The following is an 18,226-nucleotide window of genomic DNA, read 5'->3' on the forward strand; positions in this document are numbered from 1 at the left end:
CATAAATATGAAAATAAGACCAATTGCCATACATTTACCACAATATCATCCGTTCCCGGAAAATGATGAATGGTGGGGAAAAGGGTTTACAGAATGGACAAATGTAGCTAAAGCAAAACCCTTATTTGAAAACCATTACCAGCCACATCTTCCTGCAGACCTTGGTTTTTATGATCTGAGGCTGGAAGAAGCCCGAATAGCACAGGAAGTGCTTGCCAAAGAATACGGAATTTATGGCTTTTGTTATTATCACTATTGGTTTAATGGTAAACGCTTAATGCATGAGCCAATTGACAAGAAATTAAAAAATCAAAAAGAAGACCTGCCTTTTATGTTGTGCTGGGCCAATGAAAACTGGACCAGACGTTGGGATGGTAATGATCATGAAGTATTAATTGAACAAAAATATTCTGATCAGGACAATGAAGATCATATCAATTTTTTAATTCCTATTTTAAAGGATCCAAGATATATTAGGGTCAACAATAAGCCTGTTATTGTAATTTACAAACCCAATATCTTACCTGATGTACAAAAAACGATCAAATGTTGGCGTGAGAAAGCAAAAGAAGCAGGATTGGAATTGTATATATGTCATATGGTTTTTTCTTATCAGGAAGGCTGGGATCAGCTAGTTGACGGTTTTGATGCAGCAATTGATTTTGAACCTTTCGGAATCCGTAGAAAAAGTGTTTTCAAAGAAATTAAGGAAAGACATATTCAGCCAAAAAGAACTATTATAGACAAGATTAAGGGACGTATTGTAAAAAAAGAAGTAAAAAAGAAATTCAATTCCGTTCCATATAAGTGGATGGGACAAAATTTAATCCATCAAAAAGATTTTCATTGCAAGCTCTACCCTTCCCTTGTACCCGGATGGGACAACACTTCAAGAAGAGGAGAAAACCCGACTCTGATACTCGAAGATTCAACACCGGAATATTTTGAGAACTGGCTTTCTAATATTAAGTCAGATTTTGCACCATATTCCGAAGATGAAAACTTCATTTTTATCAATGCATGGAATGAATGGGCAGAAGGGAATCACTTGGAACCCGACTTAAAATTCGGAACACAATATCTGGAATCCGTTAAGAAAATATTTTCCAATCAATTATGAAAAAAATAAAACCAATTGCCTTTTATCTCCCACAATATCACCCCGTTCCGGAAAATAACGAATGGTGGGGAAAAGGATTTACCGAATGGACGAATGTAAGCAAAGCCCAACCTCTTTTTGAAGGACATGAACAGCCCATATATCCTGCAGATCTTGGCTATTATGATCTCCGCGTTCCGGAGGTAAGAGAACAGCAGGCTCAGATGGCAAAAGATTATGGTGTACATGGTTTTATCTATTATCATTACTGGTTCGGCAGCGGAAAACAGTTGCTGGAACGTGTAGCCAATGATGTCCTAAAGTCAGGAAAACCGGATTTCCCTTTTTGCTTCTGCTGGGCCAATGAAACATGGTCAGGAATATGGCACGGACTATCAGAAAAAATACTGGCAGAACAGACTTATCCGGATGAGCAGGACTTAATAGCCCATTTTGAATATCTGCTACCTTTCTTTAAAGATGAAAGATACATCAAAGTGGACAACAAACCTCTTTTCATTATCTATGATTCCAATCATTTAAATGAAGGAGATCCTCACTATATTACAAAATTCAGAGAACTCGCCAGAAAAAACGGGTTTGATGATCTATACGTAATGGCCTCCAATAAACTCCGTGATGACCTGGATTTTAAATCTATGGGATATGACAGTAAGATCTCCAATGCATTTCAGAAAGCCTGGATACCTCATATTGCGAAGAAAGAATATATTTCTCACACTCAATATTATAAAAACAGGATAAAAGGATTAATAGGAATTAAGAAAAAAGAACAACCTAAGGTCGGGATTCAGGATGCCCAGGCAGTAGTAAACGACTTAAAGTTTGAGGAAAGCAACGTTCCTACCTATCCATGTATCCTGCCCAACTGGGATAATACTCCAAGAAGCGGCTACAGAGGAATTATTCTGGCCAACAACTCTCCTGAGCTGTTCGAAAAACAGGTAGAGAAGGCTGTAGAATATCTTGAAGATAAGAAGGATTATCCGGAACAGTTTTTAATTATAAAATCCTGGAACGAATGGGCAGAAGGAAACATTCTGGAGCCAGATAGAAAACATGGTTTTGGATATCTGAATGCATTAAAAAAAATATTGAACAAACACAGTCGAAATGAGTAAATTCAGTGTACTTATTGCTAATTATAATAATGGGCATTTTTTTGAAAAATGTTACCAAAGTTTGATTGAGCAGACTGAAACAGACTGGGAAGCGGTAATTTTAGATGATGGTTCCACTGATCATTCTCTTGAAGTCATAAAAAAGATCATCGGTGATGACCTGCGGTTTAAAATCAATCAGAACGACCGAAACAGAGGAATCGGATATACGAAAAGAAGACTAATAGAGCTTGCTGAAGCAGAAATATGTGGTTTTTTAGACCCTGATGATGGGTTAACACCTCATGCTTTGGAATTTGTTTTAAAAACTCATTCTGAATATCCCGAAGTAGGTTTGGTGTATTCAAACTTTGTCCTTTGTGATCAGTACCTCAACCCTCAGTCTGTTCACAAAGCCAAGCAAATTACAGAACTGGATCAGTCTTACTATAATTTCAATGCAGAAATTTCACATTTTGTAACCTTTAAAAAGAAGATATACGAAAAAACATCTGGCATTGATCCTTTTCTAAAAATTGCTGAAGATAAAGACTGGTACATGAAAATGTGCGAGATAGCTCCTGTGAAGTATATTGATGAAGATTTATATTTATACAGAATCCATGACAGTGGTATCTCTACTACAAAAAATGCGGAAAAGGCATTGTTTTGGCACTGGGTAGCCCTGATAAAAATGGCAGAAAGAAGAAACATTAATATGGAAGAACTTTTTCTCCAAAGCTATGTTCCGAAAAAGAAATATGATCAGGCGCTCAACCAATTGAATCATGTAAAAAATTCAAGATGGGCAAAACTGGGAAATACACTTGGACTTTTTAAAATATTTAAAAAGCTTTAATTCAATTGAAGTATTTTAAAAAACATTAAAACTAACATCTTAACAAGATAAGAAACACATATGATTATTGGTAACGGAATGCTGGCAAATGCCGTAAAATTTTATGATAAAGAAGAGATTATCTTTTTCGCATCGGGAGTTTCCAATTCTCTTGAAAAGGATTCCTCAGCATTCGAAAGAGAAATACGCCTTCTCCATTCCTGTATTGAGGAAAATCCTGGAAAAAAACTTATTTATTTTTCTACGTGCAGTGTTTACGATCCTACCAAAATAGATAGTCCCTATGTAATTCATAAGCTTAATGCAGAAAAGATCATTGCAGAACAATGCGACAGCTATATTATTTTCAGAGTAGGCAATGCCGTAGGCCATGGAGGAAACCCAAATACACTGATCAATTTCCTGAGTAATGCTGTTACCACGGGAAAAAGATTTACCCTTCATCACAATGCGGGAAGAATCCTGATCGGAATAGAGGATATTGGCTCTTTTGTAGGACGTTATATGATGGATCTTAACAATACAATCATCAATCTTGCCTATCCCTATCAGTATTCATTATCAGAAATACTTTCCCAGTTGGAGGGTCATCTCGGTAAAGAGGCGGTGTATGACAGTACTGATGAAGGTTCGTTTTATACGATTGAATTCAATGAATTAACCGAAAGTTTTTTTGCAGGAATATCTCCATCGGAATACTTAAAAAAACTGTACTCAACCTACTTATAATATGGTTATTTTCTGAAAAAAATAATTTTGTACCTTGTGCTTTAATATCAGACCAGGCTACAGGAATCGTTATAAAAAAAGTAATAATAACCATTACATCAATAAAAAACACATTGTAAAAATAAGTGAATAAAAAATGGAAATGAACTCTAAAGTATCTGTCATTGTTCCCTGTTATAATCAAGCTCATTTTTTGGATGAATCTCTGCAGTCTATTCAGGATCAGACCTACGAAAACTGGGAATGCATCATCGTTAATGACGGATCTCCAGATAACACTGCTGAGGCAGCAGATAAATGGATAAAAAAAGACAGTCGTTTTAAATATCTTTACAAAGAGAACGGAGGCTTATCTTCTGCAAGAAATGCCGCTCTGGAAATTGTAACCGGAGATTATATCCAGTTTTTAGATGCAGATGACATCTTAGTTCAAACTAAGTTTTCAGATTCATTAAATTTAATACAAGATAAAGAAGCAATAGTAGTGTCAAATTTTTGTTTGTTTGACAACTCCAATAAACAAGAATTATTGCCTCCTTTTTGCAAGCTATCTCAGGATTTGCTGAATTTTGAATCGATCCTATATCAATGGGATCTTACCTTTACCATTCCTATTCACTGCGGATTCTTTCCAAAATCTCTTTTTGAAACGATTCGTTTTAATGAAAATTTAAAAGCAAAAGAAGACTGGCTTCTTTGGATTCAAATTGCACAGAAAAACATTGATTTTATTTTTCTGAACGCTCCTCTGGCTTTATATAGAAAACATGCAACGAGTATGTCCCGGGATAGAAAACATATGATTTTATATCAAATGCTTTTCTATAATGAAGTTGAAAAAGTGATTTCAAATTCAGACTTTAATAAATTACTTTTAAAACACTTAGATATTAACTATAATAAAGTTAATGACTTAACAATTGAAATAAGAAATCTAAAAGAGTCAAGTACTTTTAAACTCTTGTTGTTTCTAAAAAAAATGATTAAAAATATGGGGTTATTAAATGTGTCTAAAAAATTATTTCGTGCAATATTGAAGTTTAGGAAATAAATTTCATATCGGAAGTCTTACAAAGTAATACTAGACGAAAAAACAGAAAAAACATCAATCTCCAGAAAGTAAATTATTTTTTACAATATATTAAGACATTTCAACAACTCTTACTTCCAAAATCCTATGAATATAGCTTTCACAATCTGCTCCAACAACTATTTAGCACAAGCTAAAGTTTTAAAAAACTCTATTAATAAATATGGTGAAAACTTCAAATTTGTAATAGGATTGTGCGATGAAAAATCTAATGAAATAGATTATGATTCTTTCCAATGTGAAATTGTAGAAATGAAAGATATTGGAATAAAGAATTTTGATGAATTATGGATGAAATATGACATAATAGAATTTAACACTTCTGTGAAAGCATCATTTTTCAAGTATTTATTAGCAAAAAATCCCAATACAGAATTTATATATTACTTCGATCCGGATATTGAAATATTTGATCAATTATCGATCCTAAATGCAGAATTTGAAGATAAGACAGATATTTTACTCACCCCTCACATTATGAGTCCGATTCCTCTGGATGGCTACAAACCTGTAGAAAACACTTTTCTTAATTTCGGGATTTATAATCTTGGGTTTATAGGATTAAGGGGCAATTCTGAAAATGCCAAAAACCTTCTCAACTGGTGGGAAGAAAGATTGTTATCACTGTGCTATAATCAGCCGGAAAAAGGGCTGTTTGTAGATCAAATTTGGATGAACTTTTCCCCTATTTTTTTCAAAAATGTAAAAATTCTCAACAAAATGGGCTACAACGCCGCTCCATGGAATTTGCATGAAAGAATAGGATTAGTAGCTACAGAAAACAATAAGTACATTATGCCGGATAATTCTCCTCTGGTATTTTATCATTTTTCAAATTTTAAATATAAGAATCCTGAAACTTTGGCCAAATACTATGATCGGTATTCTTTGGAAAACTCAAATTTCCTGAAACAATTATACCAAAATTATTATCAAAAGACCATTGAAAATGAAATTGAACGAATCTCGAAAATAGATTGCAAATATGTAATTTTGAAAAATAATTTACCGCAAAAAAATAAGTCATTTCCTGAAATTTTGAAATCAAGTTTCAAAAATTTATTAAAAGTAATTTATTATAAAATCCGTTACAACTACAATTATGAACCAAAACTCTAAAATATACATTGCCGGACATCGAGGTATGGTAGGAAGTGCCATTTTAAGAAACTTAACGTCAAATGGTTTTAATAATATTATTACTAAAACTTCAGCTGAATTAGACCTTACAGATCAAAAAAATGTACAAGCATTTTTTGAAACCGAAAAGCCAGAATATGTATTTCTTGCTGCAGCCAAAGTAGGAGGAATCCATGCTAATAATACCTATCGTGCAGATTTTCTTTACGAAAATCTTATGATTGAGGCTAATGTAATTCATCAAAGTTATTTGCAGGGAGTGAAGAAATTACTTTTTTTAGGCTCCAGTTGTATATATCCTAAGCTTGCCCCGCAACCTTTACAAGAAGAATACTTATTGAGTGGATTTTTAGAACCTACCAATGAGCCTTATGCCATAGCAAAAATTGCAGGAATAAAAATGTGTGATGCATACAGGGATCAGTATGATTGTAATTTTATCTCCGCAATGCCCACTAATCTTTATGGCCCTAATGATAACTACGATCTAAATAACTCTCATGTTTTACCTGCTATGCTAAGAAAGTTTTTTGAAGCCAAAAAAAACAATGCAAAAGAGGTAGTCTTATGGGGTGACGGGAGCCCTTTTAGAGAATTTTTACATGTAGATGATCTTGCAAAAGCATGTGTATTTTTAATGAACAATTACAATGAGAATGGTCATATAAATATAGGTTCATCCAAGGAAATCTCTATATTAGAACTGGCCACACAGATCAAAGAGATTACCCAGTATGAAGGAAATATAGTTTGGGATACAGAAAAGCCAAACGGCACTCCAAGAAAACTAATGGACTCCTCTAAGATTAATGCGATGGGTTGGTCTCCTGATATATCTTTAGAAGATGGAATAAAACAAGTTTACCAAGAAAAATTTTTAAACAAATGATGAAAAAAGCACTTATTACAGGAATTACAGGACAAGATGGGTCCTATCTTGCCGAACTTCTTTTAGAAAAAGGTTATGAGGTTCATGGTGTAAAAAGAAGAGCCTCTTCTTTCAATACTCAAAGAATTGATCACCTGTACCTGGATCAGCATGAACATAATGTACATTTCAAATTACATTACGGAGATCTTACAGACTCTACCAATATCATCAGAATTATACAAGAGGTTCAACCGGATGAAATCTATAATCTTGGTGCCATGAGCCATGTGAAAGTAAGTTTTGATATGCCCGAATATGTTGCCAATGTAGATGGTTTAGGTACACTGCGTTTGTTAGAAGCGATTAGGATTTTAGGACTCACTCATAAGACGAAAATTTACCAGGCCTCTACCTCAGAATTATATGGCGGACTACCATCCAATAAAAATGAAAAAGGTTTTTATGATGAAAACTCGCCCTTTTATCCTCGTTCTCCTTATGGTGCTGCAAAAATTTATGGTTTCTGGATAACAAAAAATTACAGAGAAGCTTATGGAATGTTTGCTTGTAATGGTATTTTATTCAATCACGAATCTCCTAGAAGAGGGGAAACTTTTGTGACCAGAAAAATAACTATGGCGGTAGCCAATATTGCAAAAAACAAACAAGATTGTTTATATCTGGGGAATTTAAATGCTAAAAGAGATTGGGGACATGCTAAAGATTATGTAGAAGGAATGTGGAGAATGTTGCAGCAAGATAAGCCAGACGATTTCGTTTTAGCGACAGGAGAAACTACGATGGTAAGAGATTTTCTTATTATGGCTTTTGAAGAAGTAGGAATAGAGCTGGCTTTTGAAGGGAGCCAGGAAAATGAAATCGCGAAGGTACTACGCTGCAATAATCCAAACTACCAACTACCAGTAGGTAAAACAGTGGTAAAAGTAGATCCTAATTATTATCGTCCAACAGAAGTTGATCTCCTCATTGGTGACCCCACAAAAGCAAAAACCATTCTTGGTTGGCAACCGCAACACACGGTAAAATCTCTTTGTAAAGAAATGATTGAATGTGATTTAAAAATAGTATAATTTTTTTAATTCTATAATCATTTTATTTCACAAAAAGCAAACAGATATTTACTAAAAAACATTCAAAATATGCTCAATAAATCCATTACCATCATCACGATAAATTTCAATAACCGAAATGGTTTACAAAAAACATTGGATAGTGTATTTCGGCAAACCGATAAAGATTTTCAATATATAGTAATTGACGGTGGAAGCTCTGACGGCAGCAAAGAACTTATAGAAAATAATCAATCCAAAATAAACTATTGGGTAAGTGAACCTGATAAGGGAATTTATCATGCGATGAATAAGGGAATTGAAAAAGCTACCGGAGAATATATTCTTTTTCTAAACAGTGGAGACGAACTGATCAATGAATTAGTTGTAGAAAAAGTAACTCCATTACTATACACAGATGATATTATCTCGGGTAATTTAATCATAGATGATGACAACAAAGATATTCTTAAACCTACTAAAGACAAGATTTCATTTTTAGATCTTATTGGAGAAACGATTTGGCATCCCAGTACATTTATTAAAAGAAGTGCTTTTGAAAAAGCAGGACTTTATGATGAAAATTTGAAAATTTGTTCGGATTGGAAATGGTTTTTGATTGCTATTTTCAAATATAATTGTACTTATAGGCCTATTGAACAAACCATATCCCGCTTTTATAAAGATGGTATCAGTTCCGATCCCAAATCACAGTATTTAAGAAAAGAAGAAAGAAGAAAAACACTGGTGGAAAATTTTCATTTTTCTGAATTCCAGACGGAAGAACTGATTGACAAAATTAATTTATATTTTAATGCTAAGAATTCTATAGACAAAATAGATAAATTGAAAAAATCAAGACTATTAAAGTTTTTATATCGAATAGGCCTATTTAAAAACTATAAATACCTTTAATTCTTTTTAAAGACAGGATTCTATCTGTTATGAAGCTTAATAATATCCAGATTTTAAGAGGAATTTCAGCATTATTGGTATGTTGTTTTCATTTCCGGATTAATCTATTTTACAAAAATTTTAAAGCTGATTGAACCTTACAAAAGCTCAATTAAAAATTAAACAGACATTTCCAATTAGTCTATCAGATAAAGATTAATTTTGTGCCCACAAAACATAAGCCGATAAGATGAAAATTTCCGTAATCATTCCCGTGTACAATGCCGAAAAATATGTTTCCCAGGCTGTTGAATCTGCACTTCAGTTCGAAGAAGTATATGAAGTGGTTCTGATAGAAGATAAATCCCCGGACAATGCGCTGCAGGTATGCAGGGAGCTTGCTGAGAACAACAGCAGGGTAAAACTTTATCAGCATCCGGACCAGGGCAATCACGGTGCGGGGGCCAGCAGAAACCTGGGCATAGAAAAATCGGAAGGGGACTTTATCTCTTTTCTGGATGCGGATGATTACTATCTTCCCAATCGTTTTGATGCCGAAAAAGAGCTTTTTAAAAATAATGATGTAGACGGTGTCTATGGAGCCATCGGGGTTCATTACTACTCTGAGAAGGCTAAAGATCAATATTATAAAGTATTTGGTGATCGTCTCACCACAGTATACAAAAAGCACCCACCGAAAGATGTATTTCCCGGACAGCTCAATATGATAGGAACCTTCGGACTTTTCAGCATAGATGCGCTGACCATCAGGAAAAGTTCTTTGAAAAACATGGAATATTTTTTCAAAACCCACTTAAAACTCCATCAGGACACGGAATTTCTGTTCAGGCTCTCCTATTACCTGAATTTATATCCGGGCATCCTTGACAAGGCCGTAGCGGTAAGAGGTGTTCATGAAAATAACAGAATTACCAAAGTAGATAACAGAGAGATAAAACCTGCATCAACCAGAGTTTTACTTTGGGCAGAAGTCAACAAATGGGCGGAAAACGAAAATACAATTCCTGCAGATATTAAACTGCACATCAAAAGAGTATACAGAAGTTTTCAAATCGCCAATGCTCCTTTCCTTACAAAATGGGGAATGATCACCAAATACCTGTTGACTGATTACCAAAGCATAAGATCCGGTCTTTATAACATCAATTTCAGGAAGGATTTATTCTGAAACACACTTAAACTAAATTTTCAGTTTAAATAATTTTCATCTTAATTCTTACTGTTTTGAAAAGTGAATCTTCCTTAAAAGATTCCGCATCGGTTTTTCAATAAGCTGATAAAAAATAGCGGAACTCAGCAGCATTACTATAATGTAAATCACAAATACAATATCAATACTGAACGTATATTGCTGCCATTCTAAAAATTCTCTTACCAGATAAAGAACAGGAATGTGGGTGATGTAGATCCCATAACTTATTTCGCCCAGATACTCCATCGGCTTCAATGAAAAGAACCGGGTAATCCATCCGTTATTCGCAGAAATCATAAGGATAGCAGGTACAAAAAGTAATGCCATCAGACCATTATGATAGAAAAGCGGAACAAACATTAAAGACACAAGAATCAACACAAAAATGGCGATAATCTGACGATCATAGTTTTTTTGTCTGAAGTTTTTCACAAAAAACATCCCTGCAAGATTTCCGATCAGAAACTCATTCAGATGCCAGAAAGGAAAATAATACAGAAATTCGTGGCTTGGAGTATGTGGTCCTTCATAAGCTCCATATACCGGATATAGGTTCGAAAAGACCTGAGTAATCACCCATAAAGCAATGGAAACAACCCAGATCATTTTATTATTTCTGGAATAAAAATGATTATATAAAAGCGGAAAAAGCAGATAAAAGAAAAATTCTACGGAAATAGACCATCCCGGAAAATTCAGAATCATCGCCTCTCCCGGTATCCAGCTCTGAATACCCAGCCCATACAATACCACTTTATAGACATCGAACATCTGGGATCTTGTCAGAAAATACAGCAGAAGCCCAAGAACGTACAACGGATAGATCCTTGCAAATCTGTTCTTATAAAATTCCAGGTAGTCTATCTTATCCTTTTTATGATAAGCAATAATCATGATAAATCCTGAAAGAATAAAAAAATAGCTGACTCCCACATTGGCTCTCAGAAAAAGATTGGAAATATAATCTATCTTGTATAAAAACAGATCTTTATTGAAATGGGAGATGACAATTGCCATCGCGGCAACAAATCTGGTAAATGTAATCTGACCTATCTTCACAGAAACATAAAATGCTTTACTTTATCAAAATAAATCTGCCCTCAATCTGCAGACCGTTTTTATTTCATTTAAAGTGTTAATTTTAAGGCACAAAAATAAGATTAATTATTATATTTCTGTAAAACAAATTATATTTGTACAGTACAAATGTGAAAATAAATCCCAATATGCTTCATGAAATTCTAGCCAAACTTCAACGAAAAAGTCAGATTTCACTTCTTAGAAAGCACCCTAATGTTTCCGTTAAGGGTATAAAGCTTGGAACCAGCAACCATTTTATACTTCATGAAGGTTTAAAAAAGGTGAGTATCGGAGAAGGAGTCAGCTTCAGAAACTATGTTCACGTTCTTGTGCAGCAAAATGCCAGTCTGGAACTTGGAAATAACTTTTTCATGAATAATTTCTGCTCTATCAATTGCCTGGACAGTATTTCTATAGGAGACAATACGCTATTCGGGGAAAATGTAAAGCTATACGATCATAACCATGCTTATGAAACCCATCCTGAATTTAAGCTCCATCATTCCCAATTCACCACAGCGCCTATCAAAATTGGGAAAACCTGCTGGCTGGGAAGCAATGTCACCGTGCTGAAAGGAGTAACCATAGGAGACAATTGCATTATAGGAGCCGGATGTACCATTTATAAAGACATACCCTCCAATACAACAGTAGTCAACCGTCAGGAATTAATATTCAAAGAACAACCATGAAGTTCTCTATTCTAATTGCCCATTATAATAACGCCCACTTCTTCAAAGATTGTTTTGAAAGCATTTTGCAGCAAACCTATACAGATTGGGAAGCCGTCATTTTGGATGATGCCTCATCTGAAGAAGAAAAGAAACAGGTACAGGAAATCATTTCAAAAGATAAAAGATTTAAATTTTTTGAGAATGAAAAAAACTCCGGTGTAGGAGTGACCAAAAGTAAACTGATCGAACTGGCAGAAGGAGACATCTGTGGTTTTCTGGATCCCGATGATGCCATTCATCCTACTGCTATTGAAAAATGCATGAATATCTTTCAGGCAAAAAAAGACACGGTCCTCACCTATTCCAGGTTTATGACCTGTGATAAAGACCTGAAACCTATTGCTCCCTTCAGATCTGCGATGCAGGTGCCGAACGGTGATCCTTACTTTTTTAATTTTCCTATTCAGATCGCTCATTTTGTGACTTTCAGAAAAGCAGTGTATGAGCAAACGGAAAAAATGAATCCGGATTTAAAGATTGGAGAAGACCAGGATCTGTATCTTAAAATGTATGAAAAAGGAAAAGTACAGTTCATTGATGACACGAACTATCTTTACAGAACGCATCAGGGAGGTATTTCGCAGAATGACAACAAAAAGAAATCCCATGAATATTTTGCTCAGGTAATCTTCAATACCATGAAACGAAGAAAACTTACGGGTATTAACGGGAAACCCATTCCGGATCAATATCCCGGGGCAGAAGCAATATTCGATCTGCTTCAATATCAGCATTCACTGCCATTCCGTATTAAGAAAAAAATAAAAATTACGTTACAATCAATCTTCGGATAATGTTAAATAAAAAAATAAAAATTTTGTTCAGACACCGTTCCATGGAAATGGGCGGAGTAGAAAAAGTTCTGCTGGGGCTTCTCAACAATCTTGACAGGGACAAATTTGAAATAACGGTATGCCTCACGCTCAATCAGGGAAAATTACGTGATGAGCTCCCTCAACATGTCAGAAAGGTTTACCTTACCGATGGCAAAGAAGATTTTTCCAGCAATTCTTTATTGCAGAAACTTCAGCTTGTTGCGAGAAGAATCAAACTCAGAAAGCTGAAAAACAATCCGGCTATTGCAGACAGAATCATCAACGATACATTCGATATAGAGATCGGGATGGATTACAGAGATTACGATGCCATTCTCAACTCTACTCATAAAAACTCAAAAAAAATAGGCTGGTTCCATTCTGAGATCAATGTTCCTCAGTTTCAGCCTTTGGTTCCGGAAATATTAAAAAGCTTCCCACAGTTTGATCATATGGTATACTGTTCCCACAAAATAAAGGATATGATGCACCAGTATTATCCGAAATTAAGCTATCCGGCCGAAACAGTGATCATCAACCCTATTCCTATTGAGGAGATTAAAAAGAAAGCAGAAGAAAAGCTTGAGCATTTTCCGGAAGGACCTGTTTTTGTTTCGATCGGAAGACTTCACTCAAGAAAAGGGTATCATAAACTTATAGAAGCTCATAAAAGACTTATAAACGATGGATTCCACCATAGTATTGTGGTCATCGGTGATGGTGGTGAAATGGCCAATCTGAAAGCACAGGCAGCCAATAGCGGCGTAGAAAAAACATTTATTTTGGCTGGCAATCAGATGAATCCTTATCCGTACATCAGAAAAGCAGACTATTTCGTTCTTCCTTCTGAATCCGAAGCATGGCCTTTGGTTATTGCCGAAGCATTAATTCTTCAGAAACCGATTGTGGCGACTAATGTGGGGGACGTTGGCCTGATGATCAAAGACAGAGAAACAGGATACCTCATCAACTACGAGGTTGATGAGATGTATGAAGGGATGAAAGCTTTTCTTACCAATCCTGAACTGGTTCTCCACATCAGGGAGAATCTTAAAAATATTGAAAGCCAGTTTGACAATCAAAAGATATTTGACAGTGTAGAAAAGATCATAGCAGATCTCCTTAAGAAATAAATTACTGCGCAGAATATCCGCCGTCGATGACAAGATTGGTACCAGTGATCCATCTTGCGGCATCGGATAAAAGAAAAATACAGGCATTCGCTACGTCTTTAGGTTCTCCTATTCCAAGCGGATGCTTTTTGATGATCTCTGATGAAGCTTCTTCCCCAATATCTTCAAACATTCTTTCCAGAATCGGGGTATTCACCATAGCCGGACTAATGCTGTTGACACGGATATTACTTCTGGAAAGTTCCATAGCCAATGAGCGGGCCCCTGCAATCACAGCTCCCTTACTGGCAGAATAAGCAGCCTTTCCGGCTTCTCCTACCATTCCTGCAACGGATGAAATGAATACAAAACTTGAGGCTTCTTCTTTATATTTCTTTAAAGATAAAATCTTTGCAATTTCAAATCCTGCAATGACATTGATCTCAAATATATCATGGTACAGCTGAGGGCTATGCTTTTTCAGCGGTAATGTTTTTTCAATGCCGGCACAATGTATGAATCCTGAAATTTTACCTAAAATACTCACCTTCTCAGCAATCAGTGCTTCCAGATGTTCAGTATGGGTAATATCTTCAGCAATCACCTCAACTTTTGTTTCAGGGTTCAGCAGGGAGACCGTTTTCATCAGTTCTTCCTGGTTTCTCCCGACAAGGATCAGATTTGCTCCACTTTTGCTGCATTCTACAGAACAGCTTCTCCCGATCCCGGAAGAAGCCCCTGTAATAAGAATTGTTTTATTTTTTAATGAGAAAGCATCCATTAATCTTCGAAGTTTTCTTTCCCTATCACATTCATCAGATCTGAAACAGTTTCTATATCCTTGAAGTTTTTGGTATCGATCTTTTTATTAAAGTTTTCGTCTACAAATGCAATTACGGAAAGTAAACTGATAGAATCATAGCTTTCTAAAGATTTCAGATTGGTTTCAACAGTAAGCGTTTCATCTTCTTCCAGTTCTTCCTGTAATTTTTCTAAAAAAACGGATGTTTTCATATTTTATAATTTTAAATGTTGTTTATGTTAAATTTCCATGATGGTAGCGCCCCAGGAATATCCTACTCCAAATCCGGCCATGAGAACTTTATCTCCTTCTTTCAGCATTCCTTTATCCATCATATTTTTCAGAGCAATAGGAATTGTTGCTGAAACCGTGTTCCCGGTAGTTTCCATGTCAATATAGAATTTTTCTGCCGGAATCTTCGTTTTTTTTCTCAAATAGTTCAGCATAAAAGAATTGGCCTGATGAAACACAAAATGATCAATATCATCCATCGTCATCCCATTTACTTCGAGGGTTTCCCTTACCAGTCCCGGAATATTTTCAATCGTGAAATTGAAGATCTCCGGACCATTCATGTATATATTTTCAGGGCTGAATTCATGGTCAGGATTCAGTTCAAAATCTTTTTTGAAAGCTCCCTTCTTTACGATAAGATTCTCTGCACCACTTCCGTCTGTCCCTAAACAGAACTGATAATCATTTCTGCCTTCTGCTTTTTCAACAATGGCCGAAGCGGATGCATCCCCGAATATGCTTCGGTTTCCTTTATCATCGGGATGAATATGTTTGGTATATGTTTCTGAAGTGACCAAAAGAATACTTTGAGCAATTCCTGCGGCTATCAATCCTTTGGCAAAAGCTAATCCATATACAAAACCTGAGCATCCAAGGTTAAAATCAATGGCTCCGATATTTTTTCTGAGCCCTAATCTGTCCTGCAAAATACAGGCCGTTGTAGGAAGGAAATATTCGGGACTTTGTGTACAGAACAGGATAAAATCTACTTTATTTCTGTCGTAGTTTTCAAAAATCTTTTCTGAAGACTGTACGGCCATATCCAGCACCGTTTCGTTATCGGAAGAAATATGGCGCTGGCTGATGCCTACTTTCTCCTTAATTCTTTCGGAACTCCACTCCGGGAACGCTCTTTCCAGGTCTTCATTCGTAAGTACCTGCTGAGGAAGATAATATTCTATTTTTGAAATTTTCATCATATTAATAAATTCTCTTTCTTTGCAAAAGTAAAGAAAAACAAATTTACACTGTGATGATTTTTATATTTAGAATCCTATTAAAAATAGACTCCCTCTATCATTCTTTTTTGAATAGGGCCAGCCTTGAAGTGGCAAAATATAGAGGCATGAAAGTGGGTAAAAGCTTCAATATGCCGGATAAGATTTATTTCGGTACAGAGCCTTACCTTATTGAGATTGGAGATCATGTGAATATTGCAGGCGGAGTAAGATTCGTCAACCACGGAGGAACTACTACCCTGCTGAGAAGACTTCCAGGATATGAAGATGCCAGAATTCTCGGAAGAATAAAAATAGGCAATAACTGTACAATTGGTCTGAACTGTGTGATCATGCAGGACGTACAGATCGGTAACAACTGTATTCTGGGAGCCAATTCTGTATTATCACAGTCTATGCCGGACAATACGGTTTTTATTGGAAACCCTGCTCAGTTCCTGTGTACCATTGAAGATTATGGAGATATTGTTCTGAAAAACAACCCGGAATATCCCCGTGAGCTGGAAAAGGACAGAAAAAAACTGGATGCTTATATCAAAGAAAATCTTCCCCACAAGTATAAAAAAGCAAGAAAAATTAAATAAATTTAATCTTGTAAAATTATAAAGGCAAAAAAAACAGACAAATTGAAAAAGAAAAAACTCCTCATTCGTATAGGCTCCCTACGCCATGGCGGCGCTGAAAAAGTTTTAATCAACTTTCTGAAAAACCTTCCCTCTGATAAGTATGAAGTAGACCTTCTGGTGAATCTTTATTCAGGGTTATACATCAAGGAGGTTCCGTCCTGGGTCAATCTATACTATTTAACAAAAGGAGAAATGATCACCACCAACAGGCCTCAGGATATTCCTGTGAAAGCCTACCGGGTTCTTTATCAGAAAATGTTTCTTTGGTTTCCTTCCCTACTCTATAGCTTCGTTTTAAAAAACAAAAAATACGATGTAGAGATTGCAGCCATTCATGCCATGCACCAGGAGATTTTATCCAGTCCTCAGAAAGATTCTAAAAAGATCATCTGGGTACAGAACGACATTTTCAATCTGAAAGAATACACTCCGGAAGTGATCAGACAGTTTTTCAAATTCGACAGAATACTGGTTATTTCGAATAAACTTCAGGAAGGGATGTACAACCTTGCCAAAAATGAAGCGGAAAAACAATCGGTTGTCAAAATATATAATCCGATCGATAAAGCAGATACTTTAAAGAAAGCAGACGTTATCGTTGATGATTATCCTTTCACGGAGGACCTTCCTACTTTTGTGACGGTAGGTACGGTTTATCCTCAAAAAGGATATGACAGACTATTGAATGTTCACAAAAAACTGATCGATGAAGGACTGAAACATCAGCTTCTGATCATTGGAGACGGCTATGATTTTAACAATATTCAGGATCAGCTTAATAAATTAGGACTTCAGGATACGGCCAAAATGCTTGGTTTCAGCAGCAACCCTTATCCTTATATGAAGAAAGCCGATTTTTACATTATGTCTTCACGACATGAAGGATTTCCTACAATCATAGCGGAGGCACTTATTCTCAATAAGCCTATTTCTGCAACGGATATTTCAGGAATCAGAGATCTTCTTCAGGATGGCAAGCTGGGAAATATCACGGCGAACTCTGAAGAAGGGATCTATGAAGGCATGAAAAAATTCCTTACGGATAAAAATATTTCTGAACAGTATAAAAAACAGATTGCAGAGACTGAACTTCCGTTCGTTTTAGAAAAGTCTGTGGAACATCTTCAGAAAATAATTGACGAAGTTTAAAAAATAACGACCATGGCTGATTACTCAATTATTCAGAAAGACTTTTACAGGGAAAGCGGAAAATGGCTTTCCACCTTTGAAATCTGGAAAAAATGCATTAATCCCAATCTCCATTTTGTCTATATTCTAAGGATGGCCCAGAAATATCAGAAGAAACCTGTACTGAATGTTTTCTGGCGTGTTGTTTTAAGGCATTTTCAAATCAAATACGGATTTCAGATTTATCCTGAGACCCAAATCGGGGAAGGTTTTTATCTGGGACATTATGGAAGTCTGGTCATCAACCCGAAAACCATCATCGGAAAAAACTGTAATATTGCGCATGGCGTCACCATCGGCCAGCAAAACCGTGGGAAGAACGAAGGCTCTCCTGTCATAGGTGACGAGGTATGGATAGGGACCAATGCTGTTGTTGTAGGAGGAATAACCATCGGTAATAATGTATTGATTGTTCCCAATTCTTATGTCAATTTTGATGTGCCTCCCAACTCTGTAGTCATAGGGAATCCTGCCAAGATTATCCCTACCAGCAATGCTACCAAAGACTATATCAACCGTAAAGTATAGTG

Annotated in this window: 20 protein-coding genes; 16 read left to right on the forward strand and 4 right to left on the reverse strand. The window is 35.8% G+C overall.

Annotation, left to right across the window (positions count from 1 at the left end; all coding sequences use genetic code 11):
* Positions 1–7 precede the first annotated feature (7 nt).
* The 10 genes from AC106K_RS15730 (at position 8) to AC106K_RS15775 (ending at position 10,062) form a co-directional block, all read left to right on the forward strand.
* Positions 8–1,120 (forward strand): glycosyltransferase WbsX family protein, encoded by a 1,113-nt coding sequence (locus AC106K_RS15730; protein WP_482446428.1) that lies wholly within the window; start codon positions 8–10, stop codon positions 1,118–1,120.
* Positions 1,117–2,241 carry a glycosyltransferase WbsX family protein gene (locus tag AC106K_RS15735; RefSeq protein ID WP_482446429.1) on the forward strand — a complete coding sequence of 375 codons (1,125 nt, stop codon included), beginning with the start codon at positions 1,117–1,119 and terminating at the stop codon, positions 2,239–2,241. Before AC106K_RS15730 ends, AC106K_RS15735 begins: the two co-directional genes overlap by 4 nt.
* Entirely contained in the window at positions 2,234–3,079 is an 846-nt protein-coding gene (locus tag AC106K_RS15740; protein ID WP_482446430.1) for a glycosyltransferase family 2 protein, read from the forward strand. Before AC106K_RS15735 ends, AC106K_RS15740 begins: the two co-directional genes overlap by 8 nt.
* Before the next feature lie 60 nt (positions 3,080–3,139).
* On the forward strand, positions 3,140–3,808 hold the full coding sequence (locus AC106K_RS15745) for an NAD-dependent epimerase/dehydratase family protein (protein WP_482446431.1): 669 nt from the start codon (positions 3,140–3,142) through the stop codon (positions 3,806–3,808).
* Positions 3,809–3,944: 136 nt separating this feature from the next.
* Positions 3,945–4,859 (forward strand): glycosyltransferase family 2 protein, encoded by a 915-nt coding sequence (locus tag AC106K_RS15750; RefSeq protein WP_482446432.1) that lies wholly within the window; start codon positions 3,945–3,947, stop codon positions 4,857–4,859.
* A 126-nt stretch (positions 4,860–4,985) separates the two neighbouring features.
* Positions 4,986–6,017: a hypothetical protein gene (locus tag AC106K_RS15755; RefSeq protein WP_482446433.1), complete on the forward strand. Its 1,032-nt coding sequence runs from the start codon at positions 4,986–4,988 to the stop codon at positions 6,015–6,017.
* Positions 6,001–6,927 carry a GDP-L-fucose synthase family protein gene (locus AC106K_RS15760; RefSeq protein ID WP_482446434.1) on the forward strand — a complete coding sequence of 309 codons (927 nt, stop codon included), beginning with the start codon at positions 6,001–6,003 and terminating at the stop codon, positions 6,925–6,927. Before AC106K_RS15755 ends, AC106K_RS15760 begins: the two co-directional genes overlap by 17 nt.
* Positions 6,927–8,000, forward strand: a complete 1,074-nt coding sequence (gene gmd, locus AC106K_RS15765; protein ID WP_482446595.1) for a GDP-mannose 4,6-dehydratase — start codon at positions 6,927–6,929, stop codon at positions 7,998–8,000. Before AC106K_RS15760 ends, gmd begins: the two co-directional genes overlap by 1 nt.
* Before the next feature lie 69 nt (positions 8,001–8,069).
* Positions 8,070–8,894 (forward strand): glycosyltransferase family 2 protein, encoded by an 825-nt coding sequence (locus AC106K_RS15770; RefSeq protein ID WP_482446435.1) that lies wholly within the window; start codon positions 8,070–8,072, stop codon positions 8,892–8,894.
* A 229-nt stretch (positions 8,895–9,123) separates the two neighbouring features.
* On the forward strand, positions 9,124–10,062 hold the full coding sequence (locus AC106K_RS15775) for a glycosyltransferase family 2 protein (RefSeq protein WP_482446436.1): 939 nt from the start codon (positions 9,124–9,126) through the stop codon (positions 10,060–10,062).
* A gap of 48 nt (positions 10,063–10,110) precedes the next feature.
* Here the strand turns inward: AC106K_RS15775 and AC106K_RS15780 are convergent, their stop codons facing one another.
* Positions 10,111–11,145 (reverse strand): acyltransferase family protein, encoded by a 1,035-nt coding sequence (locus tag AC106K_RS15780; RefSeq protein ID WP_482446437.1) that lies wholly within the window; start codon positions 11,143–11,145, stop codon positions 10,111–10,113.
* Positions 11,146–11,279: 134 nt separating this feature from the next.
* On the opposite strand from AC106K_RS15780, the gene AC106K_RS15785 reads away from it, so the two are divergent.
* Genes AC106K_RS15785 through AC106K_RS15795 form a run of 3 tightly spaced genes read left to right on the forward strand, consistent with a single transcriptional unit; the run spans position 11,280 to position 13,848 of the window.
* The gene (locus tag AC106K_RS15785) at positions 11,280–11,858 is read left to right on the forward strand and encodes an acyltransferase (RefSeq protein ID WP_482446438.1); all 579 of its coding nucleotides are present in this window, start codon (positions 11,280–11,282) and stop codon (positions 11,856–11,858) included.
* A complete protein-coding gene (locus tag AC106K_RS15790; protein WP_482446439.1) occupies positions 11,855–12,694 on the forward strand; it encodes a glycosyltransferase family 2 protein in 840 nt (279 codons plus the stop codon). The genes AC106K_RS15785 and AC106K_RS15790 overlap by 4 nt, the downstream gene beginning before the upstream one ends.
* Positions 12,694–13,848: a glycosyltransferase gene (locus AC106K_RS15795; protein WP_482446440.1), complete on the forward strand. Its 1,155-nt coding sequence runs from the start codon at positions 12,694–12,696 to the stop codon at positions 13,846–13,848. Before AC106K_RS15790 ends, AC106K_RS15795 begins: the two co-directional genes overlap by 1 nt.
* 1 nt (position 13,849) lies before the next feature.
* Here AC106K_RS15795 and AC106K_RS15800 read toward each other — a convergent pair whose 3' ends face one another.
* Genes AC106K_RS15800 through AC106K_RS15810 form a run of 3 tightly spaced genes read right to left on the reverse strand, consistent with a single transcriptional unit; the run spans position 13,850 to position 15,843 of the window.
* Positions 13,850–14,608, reverse strand: coding sequence for an SDR family NAD(P)-dependent oxidoreductase (locus AC106K_RS15800; RefSeq protein ID WP_482446441.1), 759 nt, complete (start codon positions 14,606–14,608; stop codon positions 13,850–13,852).
* On the reverse strand, positions 14,608–14,841 hold the full coding sequence (locus AC106K_RS15805; RefSeq protein WP_482446442.1) for a phosphopantetheine-binding protein: 234 nt from the start codon (positions 14,839–14,841) through the stop codon (positions 14,608–14,610). Before AC106K_RS15805 ends, AC106K_RS15800 begins: the two co-directional genes overlap by 1 nt.
* A 27-nt stretch (positions 14,842–14,868) precedes the next feature.
* A complete protein-coding gene (locus tag AC106K_RS15810) occupies positions 14,869–15,843 on the reverse strand; it encodes a 3-oxoacyl-ACP synthase III family protein (protein ID WP_482446443.1) in 975 nt (324 codons plus the stop codon).
* A 146-nt stretch (positions 15,844–15,989) separates the two neighbouring features.
* Here AC106K_RS15810 and AC106K_RS15815 point away from each other — a divergent pair, with 146 nt between their 5' ends.
* Genes AC106K_RS15815 through AC106K_RS15825 form a run of 3 tightly spaced genes read left to right on the forward strand, consistent with a single transcriptional unit; the run spans position 15,990 to position 18,224 of the window.
* Positions 15,990–16,466, forward strand: coding sequence for an acyltransferase (locus tag AC106K_RS15815; protein ID WP_482446444.1), 477 nt, complete (start codon positions 15,990–15,992; stop codon positions 16,464–16,466).
* Positions 16,467–16,508: 42 nt separating this feature from the next.
* Positions 16,509–17,657: a glycosyltransferase gene (locus tag AC106K_RS15820; RefSeq protein ID WP_482446445.1), complete on the forward strand. Its 1,149-nt coding sequence runs from the start codon at positions 16,509–16,511 to the stop codon at positions 17,655–17,657.
* Between the two features lie 12 nt (positions 17,658–17,669).
* A complete protein-coding gene (locus tag AC106K_RS15825; RefSeq protein ID WP_482446446.1) occupies positions 17,670–18,224 on the forward strand; it encodes a serine O-acetyltransferase in 555 nt (184 codons plus the stop codon).
* Positions 18,225–18,226 lie beyond the last annotated feature (2 nt).

The organism is Chryseobacterium sp. FR048 (assembly GCF_056844665.1).

Coding starts and splice junctions, on each gene's coding strand:
- AC106K_RS15730 (WP_482446428.1), top strand. CDS start 8: ATGAAAATAAGACCAATTGCCATACATTTACCACAATATCATCCGTTC.
- AC106K_RS15735 (WP_482446429.1), top strand. CDS start 1,117: ATGAAAAAAATAAAACCAATTGCCTTTTATCTCCCACAATATCACCCC.
- AC106K_RS15740 (WP_482446430.1), top strand. CDS start 2,234: ATGAGTAAATTCAGTGTACTTATTGCTAATTATAATAATGGGCATTTT.
- AC106K_RS15745 (WP_482446431.1), top strand. CDS start 3,140: ATGATTATTGGTAACGGAATGCTGGCAAATGCCGTAAAATTTTATGAT.
- AC106K_RS15750 (WP_482446432.1), top strand. CDS start 3,945: ATGGAAATGAACTCTAAAGTATCTGTCATTGTTCCCTGTTATAATCAA.
- AC106K_RS15755 (WP_482446433.1), top strand. CDS start 4,986: ATGAATATAGCTTTCACAATCTGCTCCAACAACTATTTAGCACAAGCT.
- AC106K_RS15760 (WP_482446434.1), top strand. CDS start 6,001: ATGAACCAAAACTCTAAAATATACATTGCCGGACATCGAGGTATGGTA.
- gmd (WP_482446595.1), top strand. CDS start 6,927: ATGAAAAAAGCACTTATTACAGGAATTACAGGACAAGATGGGTCCTAT.
- AC106K_RS15770 (WP_482446435.1), top strand. CDS start 8,070: ATGCTCAATAAATCCATTACCATCATCACGATAAATTTCAATAACCGA.
- AC106K_RS15775 (WP_482446436.1), top strand. CDS start 9,124: ATGAAAATTTCCGTAATCATTCCCGTGTACAATGCCGAAAAATATGTT.
- AC106K_RS15790 (WP_482446439.1), top strand. CDS start 11,855: ATGAAGTTCTCTATTCTAATTGCCCATTATAATAACGCCCACTTCTTC.
- AC106K_RS15795 (WP_482446440.1), top strand. CDS start 12,694: ATGTTAAATAAAAAAATAAAAATTTTGTTCAGACACCGTTCCATGGAA.
- AC106K_RS15800 (WP_482446441.1), bottom strand. CDS start 14,608: ATGGATGCTTTCTCATTAAAAAATAAAACAATTCTTATTACAGGGGCT.
- AC106K_RS15805 (WP_482446442.1), bottom strand. CDS start 14,841: ATGAAAACATCCGTTTTTTTAGAAAAATTACAGGAAGAACTGGAAGAA.
- AC106K_RS15810 (WP_482446443.1), bottom strand. CDS start 15,843: ATGATGAAAATTTCAAAAATAGAATATTATCTTCCTCAGCAGGTACTT.
- AC106K_RS15815 (WP_482446444.1), top strand. CDS start 15,990: ATGAAAGTGGGTAAAAGCTTCAATATGCCGGATAAGATTTATTTCGGT.
- AC106K_RS15825 (WP_482446446.1), top strand. CDS start 17,670: ATGGCTGATTACTCAATTATTCAGAAAGACTTTTACAGGGAAAGCGGA.